Here is a 3,906-nt window from a genome sequence, read left to right as displayed (position 1 = left end):
GTGTTGGGCAATATCCACACCAACAACTAGATGTTGATCCGTAATTCTCTCAATTAGTTGATTTTGTTTGTTTTGCATTTTAAAATTCATAGTAGGGCTTCCTCCTTAAGATTTTGAGTTAGATTGGTCTCTATACTCGTATCTTACTGAGGGGCTCTATTTTTTTCAAACCTGATATTTAACGATCTACAGGAATGCTAAAGGGTCAGGTTAGTTGGATAAGGTAATATTTGGATTAAGATAGATATAAGTAGTTGTTTTAATATTTAAACCTTATTTACCGAACAATTGGACCTTTAGAAGAGAGCTGAACAAACAAGAAATAGAATTATTGAGGCTTATGAGAGTGTTAAGGCATTTTATTTTGATTATAGCAATGAAATGAATACCATTTGGCGATGAATTATTTTACTAAGTTTTTAATGTTTTTACTGATATATGCAAAGGTTGCAGTACACTAATAAAGTAATAAGGTTTACTTCAGTAAAATAAGGTATATTATATTTAATGAATAGATTCTCTTTAAAGACAAGAAAAGTAGGTGAACAAAGTGGGAAAATATCAATTGGATACCAAAGGTAAGGTAGCTGTGACAAAGTTTCATGAAAAACAGGCGCCTGCCAAATTTGATAAAAAGCAGCACCTTGAAAAAATACGTGCGGAGTATTTGAAAAAGAAGCAAAAACAAACAGATAAATAATATGAATGAAAACATAGGAAGATTAAAACCTCCCTATGTTTTTCTTATTCGAGGTTCTTTTTACAATTGATGATGGAGTTTATTATTCCCATAAATTTCAGATTCGGTGACAAAAAACTCGTCATCAGATATCCATTCCTCACTAAAAATTTCAGTAGCAGAATCAATAGACCAGCCGTTATTTTGGATACACCAGTAATCTCCAGCAGAAATTTTTAAAACATTTGGATACTCACTTGGCTTAGGTAGCTGAATAAAAAGGTAAGTCTCGATCTTTTCAGCAAAATACTTTCTCAACACCCCACACTCAAAGAAATCAGGGAATCCCAATGCGCTGAATTTACTTCTAATAACTTAAAGGTAAACCAATGAGTAAACCTATAAAAAACCTACTAACGCAATTATGGAATTCTTTATATAAAAAAATAGATAGATGATGAGTTAGAGTAAGCCTTAGACAAAATTAGCTTATCGATCATCAATAGAAAGTTTGAAAATCGCTTAGAATGGTTTTCTGAACACACAAAGCTGATTAATAAGCATAGATGGTATGTAGCAAGCTACCAGCGTTTAGCTTAATAACTTTTATTGCTAGTAGTTTTCTTACCACAGCTAACATATCTGATATGCTCCAATAGAAAATAAAGCAACGCATTCCAATATAGAAAATTCATACTTTCAATTTTACGTTGGACGAGTTCTTTATAAAAATGGTTACGGTTTTGGTTACGTTTTTCCGGATTTTTTGTATATGGTGCAAACAAACACAAGAAAATAGGTAAGTTATTCATCGTTCAGATATACACAGGCTATTTTTTCAAACTTCTTACTTATGCAACTAACGCATGCGTTAGCTGAAGATCGGAGCTGTCTTTAAGATAGCTCTTTTTTTATGGAACTAAAGGAGCAGGATAGCTTAAGTGAAGTAATTTATAGTTTGATTTTATTATTTGTATAATCTAAGGCTAAAGAAAGATATTAATTTAGACTGTAGAGGTATAGTAATAATAATCAATAAATGTTAAAATTTTCTTGGTTTAGTAAATGAGGTATGGTTTTGATTCTTGGAGGGGGGACAACAATTATTAAAAAAGTTTGTATGAAATTTATATTTGCATTTAGCATATCTATATTTTTATTCGGATGTAGTATAGAAAAAGAAGATTTGAAAGAAGATCCTGGGCTTGATAGAGCCCAAAAGATAGAAATATCGTCAGAAGAAAATCCAGAATCGGTTTTAAACGTTATAGATAATCAAGAAGATGTAAGTGAATTTGTTAATGCACTAGAAGTTGATAAATGGAGTATTGTAGATACTCCTTCAAATTCGACTAAAGGGTATATTTATAAGATGTACCAAGAGAATACAGTCAAACTTGGAGAGCCTATTACAGTTAAAAAGGAACTTAAACAAATCGCTACAATTATTACATATAAAGATAGTCCTTATATCGAGCTTAGAACCAAGAAACTAAATTTAAATTTTAAAGTTCCAAAAGATGTAGCAGAATACCTTTCTAATCACGATAATTAAAAACATAACCATACAACAATTTCGTCAACAGTACGTTATATCTTCTTATTGAATTAAACTAGCTGGTAGTTTGTAAAGAATTAGCTATTAACTGGTCTGTATCCTGTGAATAATACATAATGATTATTTCACTAACAGTGCTTTACTTCATTACCAGGACCAGACAGACGGGGATAATTCTGGTTATAATAAAGCCGTTCTTTTTTGGAATTTGTCTAGTTATTAAGTAATAGTCTTAATGTCTTTTCGAATAATTATAATAATGGTGAAATATTCATATATATTAGGTGATTCTAGGCGATTTCCTACCAGATAGGGTGATTTAAAAATGGCATCTATTGTTTACACAGTAATATTAATTGTTAGTTTTTTATTTTTAGTGTGGAAAAATGACGATCAAGAGTCTTATTTTCCGTTAAAAATAATTGGATATTTTATATTAGGTTCATTTGCCTTTAATTTCAATCAAATTTCACTTCCACTTGGGTTTGTAGTGTATCTGATATTTTTTCGACCTAAGTTAAATGTACAGGTAAAACGAATAGCTGCGGTTTTTGGTTTTCTTGCATTTATATTCGTCCAATGGGCCATACCATATGCCATGGATGACTGGGGAAATCGCCCAATATTCATTAAGCATGAACTTGGTTCAGTATATACGATGAACTTTCAAGAAGAATATGAACTAGTCAAGCAAGAATTAAATCTAGAGAATAACAGTTTGAGGCTTGAGGATTTTGAAGTAGACTATACTGAAGATGGTAGAATTACAGACTTAAGCTGGCAACTAATTGGGCAAAATGGCAATAGCTATAATCTCTATGAAATTCGATATGATATTGATAGGAATAGGTATCAAGTTATGAATAGTCAGCTTGAAACATGGCTCCAATACAATCGATTAATTGATGCTGAGCATTTTTTTGAAAATCTTAATGTGCTTGATATTAAAGATATTACTCATGCTAAGTGTGACTTTTCTTCCTATGGTATACAAAGTACAGGGGAACGAACAAATTATGAAGTAGAAAATCGAGCTTATGTCGTATTAAATGGAGAAATACAATTATTAGATGATAAGCAATTACCAGTTGAAGGTTATTATATTTCAACATTTGCAACGAAGAAAACGGGAGAAGAAAGGGATGACCAAGGAAATATCACACAAGAAAGTTTCGAAGGTACTGTATTATCTGATTATCTATTTGATGTAAAATTTGGTGAGAAATGATAGAAATTATTGTTACCAAGCTAAATTTCATCTAACGGTATGTGTTTCTTCCGTAATCAAGACGAATCCTATTATCGGGTGCGTTAGCTGAAGATCAGAGCTGTCTTTAAGGCAGCTTTTTCGTGCGCCCGGCATGGGTGTAATCTATAGGGTGAAAGTCCCGAACCATGAAGGCAGTAGTAGTGGTTAGCCTAATGCAAGGGTGTTCACGGTGACGTGGAATCTGAAGGAAGCAAGCGGCAAACCTCCGGTCTGAGGAACACGAACTTCATATAAGGCTAGGTATCATTGGATGAGTTTGCGAAACAAAACAAAGTCCTTACTGCCGAAGGTGGTACAGAGTAAATGAAGCAGATAGATGGAGGGAAAGATTGCACTCTTACCCGGGGAGGTCTGATGACAGCCAAGTACACTTGGCAACCTTTCCAGTGATGGACAGCT

At 32.8% G+C, this 3,906-nt stretch carries 4 protein-coding genes; 3 read left to right on the top strand and 1 reads right to left on the bottom strand.

The features are described 5' to 3' along the window. Positions 1-550 precede the first annotated feature (550 nt). On the top strand, positions 551-700 hold the full coding sequence (locus AC1DVK_RS26585) for a hypothetical protein (protein ID WP_089365001.1): 150 nt from the start codon (positions 551-553) through the stop codon (positions 698-700). 60 nt (positions 701-760) lie between these two features. Here AC1DVK_RS26585 and AC1DVK_RS26580 read toward each other — a convergent pair whose 3' ends face one another. Beyond that, complete coding sequence (locus AC1DVK_RS26580; protein ID WP_477627791.1) at positions 761-997, bottom strand: hypothetical protein; 237 nt, start codon at positions 995-997, stop codon at positions 761-763. 760 nt (positions 998-1,757) lie between these two features. On the opposite strand from AC1DVK_RS26580, the gene AC1DVK_RS26575 reads away from it, so the two are divergent. Further along, the gene (locus AC1DVK_RS26575) at positions 1,758-2,234 is read left to right on the top strand and encodes a hypothetical protein (protein WP_477627790.1); all 477 of its coding nucleotides are present in this window, start codon (positions 1,758-1,760) and stop codon (positions 2,232-2,234) included. A 328-nt stretch (positions 2,235-2,562) separates the two neighbouring features. Further along, the gene (locus tag AC1DVK_RS26570) at positions 2,563-3,465 is read left to right on the top strand and encodes a hypothetical protein (protein ID WP_477627789.1); all 903 of its coding nucleotides are present in this window, start codon (positions 2,563-2,565) and stop codon (positions 3,463-3,465) included. Positions 3,466-3,906: the final 441 nt, after the last annotated feature.

This window comes from Peribacillus sp. P4_B1 (assembly GCF_056402395.1).
Note: the sequence above shows the minus strand (reverse complement) of the source record. Positions and strands in the feature narration are given on the sequence as shown.